At 56.9% G+C, this 3,539-nt stretch carries 5 protein-coding genes; 4 read left to right on the top strand and 1 reads right to left on the bottom strand.

The window, feature by feature from the left end:
• Positions 1-424: DUF4136 domain-containing protein (locus tag AAAB16_RS20575; protein ID WP_340665001.1), on the top strand; the 424-nt coding region annotated here is incomplete at its 5' end.
• A gap of 83 nt (positions 425-507) precedes the next feature.
• On the opposite strand, the gene AAAB16_RS20570 is transcribed toward AAAB16_RS20575, so the two are convergent.
• Complete coding sequence (locus AAAB16_RS20570) at positions 508-1,146, bottom strand: hypothetical protein (RefSeq protein WP_340665000.1); 639 nt, start codon at positions 1,144-1,146, stop codon at positions 508-510.
• A gap of 133 nt (positions 1,147-1,279) precedes the next feature.
• Between AAAB16_RS20570 and AAAB16_RS20565 the strand changes: the two genes are divergently transcribed.
• The 3 genes from AAAB16_RS20565 to AAAB16_RS20555 all read left to right on the top strand — a co-directional run.
• Complete coding sequence (locus tag AAAB16_RS20565) at positions 1,280-1,759, top strand: GNAT family N-acetyltransferase (RefSeq protein WP_340664999.1); 480 nt, start codon at positions 1,280-1,282, stop codon at positions 1,757-1,759.
• A gap of 119 nt (positions 1,760-1,878) precedes the next feature.
• Entirely contained in the window at positions 1,879-3,006 is a 1,128-nt protein-coding gene (locus AAAB16_RS20560; protein WP_340664998.1) for a GGDEF domain-containing protein, read from the top strand.
• 342 nt (positions 3,007-3,348) lie between these two features.
• Positions 3,349-3,539: hypothetical protein (locus tag AAAB16_RS20555; RefSeq protein WP_340664997.1), on the top strand; the 191-nt coding region annotated here is incomplete at its 3' end.

The following is a 3,539-nucleotide window of genomic DNA, read 5'->3' as shown; positions in this document are numbered from 1 at the left end:
GTACAGCCCCGATGACCCGCGGATTAAAAGCGACCTCACCGAGCAGCGCATTCGTGCCGCCGTCAGTGAGCAGCTCGACCAACGTGGTGTGCGCCAGGCCCCTGCCGGCAGTAAAGGCGATGTCAGTGTGCAAGCTTGGCTGATTGTGGAAAACCGTACCGACCAAGTTAGCACCAGTTACGGCGGCGCTTGGGGTGGTTATTGGAATGGCTACTGGGGCGGCCCGGCGTACACCGAAACGCGCAACGTCGACTACAAAGTCGGCACCGTGCAGGTCGACCTGTTCGACGGCAAAGATGGCAAGTTGGTGTGGCGTGGCAGCGCAGAGCAGATCGTGCGCAACAACCAAAACAGTCCGGTTGAACGCGAAACCGCTATTCGCGCAACCGTGGCGAAAATCCTGAGCCAGTACCCACCGCATTGACAATAACGCTGTTCCCTTGGGGCGTGCCGGTCCGTGCCAATCGCTAGATGCGCCCAGCACCCCCCAAGGGGCGGGCTGGGGTGCTACTGGCCTTTCCTTTCCTGCTCCATCGCCTCACCACTGGCGCGGCGCTGGTCTTCCAGGCTGCCACTGTCTTCCTCAATGACGCCGCCGCCACCCACAGCGCCGGAGCCACTCTGGTTGTTCATACCTGAGTTGCCATTGTTGACGCCGCCACCATTGTTCACGCCATTACCAGTATTCACCGAGCCAGTGCCGGTATTACCTGTATTGGTGTTGTAGCCGTTGGAATTCACACCATTGGTATTGGAGTCATTGGTATTAGTGGAGCCGTTGTTGTCGTTGGAATTGTTAGTACCGGTGGCGCCGGTGTTATCCGAATTGCCATTTTGCGTATTGGTATTGCGAGTGTTGGTGTTGTAACCGTTGGAGTTAAAGCCATTGGTGTTGGAGTCGTTATTGCCGCTTGAGCTGCGGTTGCCGCTGGCATTGTTGGAGTTCGCATTGCCAGTGGCGTTGCCGCCCGAGGACTGCCCAGCATTACCGCCTGCGGCGCCAGCACCAGAAGCACCGGCTCCTGCGCCGCCACCGGCACCACCACCAGCGCCTGCACCTGATGCGGCGAAGGTCGAGGCACTAGCGCTCAGTACGAGCACTAAGGCCATGCTCAAGAGGGTCGGCTTGCGAGTAAATCGGTTCATCTGTCGCTCCTTGAGCCGCAGGCTCATTGTCTGCTGTACAGGTTTTGGCCACTGCGCTGGGCAACAGTGCGAGGTGTTGGACGAATGGTTGTCCGGGTTACAGTCGCACTAGACATTTTTCTTGAGGCCACCCATGCCAACACTGACGCATCGCCCCGCCACTGCCGACGATTTGCCAGCAGTCGTAGCCATCCCACAGCACGCCCAAGAGCTGTTTTTCTGTTACCCCAAAGGCAATTGGCCGTTCACCGTGGAGCAACTGGCACAAGCCGTGGCACAGCGCGAGGCCAGCACGGTGGTGCTGTTGGATGACCACGTGGTGGGTTTTGCCAATTTCTACGCCAGCGAATATGGCCAACACTGCGCGCTCGGCAATGTGATGGTGGCGGCCACTGCTCGCGGCCAGGGCGTGGCGCATTATCTGATTGCGCAGATGGAGCAGATCGCTAAGGAACGCTTTGCTGCAAAGGAAATGCAGCTGAGCTGCTTTAACGCCAATACCGCCGGCTTGCTGCTCTATCCAAGCCTGGGTTACCAGGTGTACGGGGTAGAAGAGCGCCGCGACCCTCTTGGCCAGCGGGTAGCGCTGCTACTGTTTCGCAAGCCCCTCTAATACCGCCCATCGGCAGACAGATCTGTCCAAGAAAACCGGGCCTTGCGGTGATAGCCTTTTGATATTTTTTTCACGGCGAAAGCACTATGCTCGCCAAACGCCGCTCTTGTGATCACAAAATGATAGACGCCGAATTACCGCGTTCGCCGCACACCTTTGCCCTTTGGCGTGAAGTTCAAGACACCCGCGTACGCACACGCCTGGGTGGCGTTTACTACCTGCTCGCCTGGTTGCTCACCTGGCTATTTAGCGCCAACCCGTCGACCATTTTGCTGAGCGGCATAGCGGGTAGCATATTGTTTGCCGCACTGATGGTTGCGCGCCTTGTGCATGTGCCGCCGCCACTTCAAACCAGAAAGGACTTGCAGCGCTGGCTGGACCGCCACTGGGCCCTGGTGCTGCTTAACTCGCTGTGCTGGGGCCAAGCCCACGCCTGGGCCTTGTACAGCGATGCGTTAAAAGATTCGGCAATGATCGCCACCCTCAGCACCGTGGCTTTTAGCACGGCGATGACATTTAACTTTGCCATGCGCAAAAAACGCGCCTTTGTCGCTATTTTGCTGCTCTATGTGCCTGGGCTGGTGGTGATGGCCATGGATTGGCGCAACGGCCATAACCTGCTGATCACCTTGCTGTTCTACCTCAGCTATTTACTCCTGGCGCTAAACCGCAGCCACCGCGAATACCTCGCCACCCTCGACCTGGAACTGCGTTTACTAAAGCAGCAAGAAACGCTCGACCAACTCAGCCGCACCGACAGCCTTACTCAACTGGGCAACCGCTACCAATTCAACAGCCAATTCCAAAGCATGGTGGCCCACGCCAAGCGCACGGGCGAGCCGCTGGCCTTGGTGCTGCTGGATATCGACTTTTTCAAAAAGGTTAACGACCAGCGCGGTCATGCTGGCGGCGATGCCTGTTTGAGCGAGTTTGCCCAACGCATGCGCCACGTCTTTCGCCGCGACAGCGATGCGCTGCTGCGCTTGGGCGGTGAAGAGTTCGGCGTACTGATGCCAGACACCAGCCTGGAACAAGCGCAACTATTGGCCGAGCAGTTTCGCCAAGACCTGGCGCACAACGGCATCGACCTGCAAGGCGAACACCTGCCCCTGACCGCCAGCCTGGGCGTCGGCCGCCTCGATGTGCTGCGCGGTGAGGATGCGGAGAACTTCTTTAAACGCGTTGACCGCGCGCTGTATCAGGCCAAGCGCAATGGCCGTGATCGACTTGAACTTGCCGAGAGTTAATGCCCCTGCACTATATGCAGTCGTAATGATGGCAGCATGTAGTTAATTATTTATAAGACAGCGCGCGAGTATCGCACTAACCCTCTGCGTTCTGTCCGCTCGTGAACGCCTAGATTTACCGCAAACAGCCAACTTCAATTATTAATATAGCAAGCGACAATTATTTTATTTCTGCGGCCCTTTTCCCAAGAGCTATTTGCTTTATTGATTAACGCCTATAACGGGTACACGCTCTCCTCTGCCGCCCAGCATCGGCCAACTCGCCACTAGTAACTTATTGCCAACTCTGGAGTTCGCCCACAGCCGGAACGCTACTATTTTAGTGACTTAGAGGATTGTCACATGAACACAGCAAACAGCTCAGTCAGCCACTCCTCAACTCGTTCAAAGGGCAACAAGCAAAGACCCGAGAACGGCATCAATCAACACGGCAAGACTTATCTACAAAAGCTCTTACGTTTTCTATACGCGTTTACCGCCGCGGCCCTAGGCGTAGGAAGTTTATTGGCGGCCAGCCCTGCACTGGCCATTGT

It is taken from the genome of Pseudomonas sp. (assembly GCF_037994325.1).
Classification (GTDB): domain Bacteria; phylum Pseudomonadota; class Gammaproteobacteria; order Pseudomonadales; family Pseudomonadaceae; genus Aquipseudomonas.
The sequence above is the reverse complement of the archived record's forward strand: the minus strand, read 5'-3'. Positions and strand labels throughout refer to the sequence as shown.

Coding starts and splice junctions, on each gene's coding strand:
- AAAB16_RS20570 (WP_340665000.1), bottom strand. CDS start 1,146: ATGAACCGATTTACTCGCAAGCCGACCCTCTTGAGCATGGCCTTAGTG.
- AAAB16_RS20565 (WP_340664999.1), top strand. CDS start 1,280: ATGCCAACACTGACGCATCGCCCCGCCACTGCCGACGATTTGCCAGCA.
- AAAB16_RS20560 (WP_340664998.1), top strand. CDS start 1,879: ATGATAGACGCCGAATTACCGCGTTCGCCGCACACCTTTGCCCTTTGG.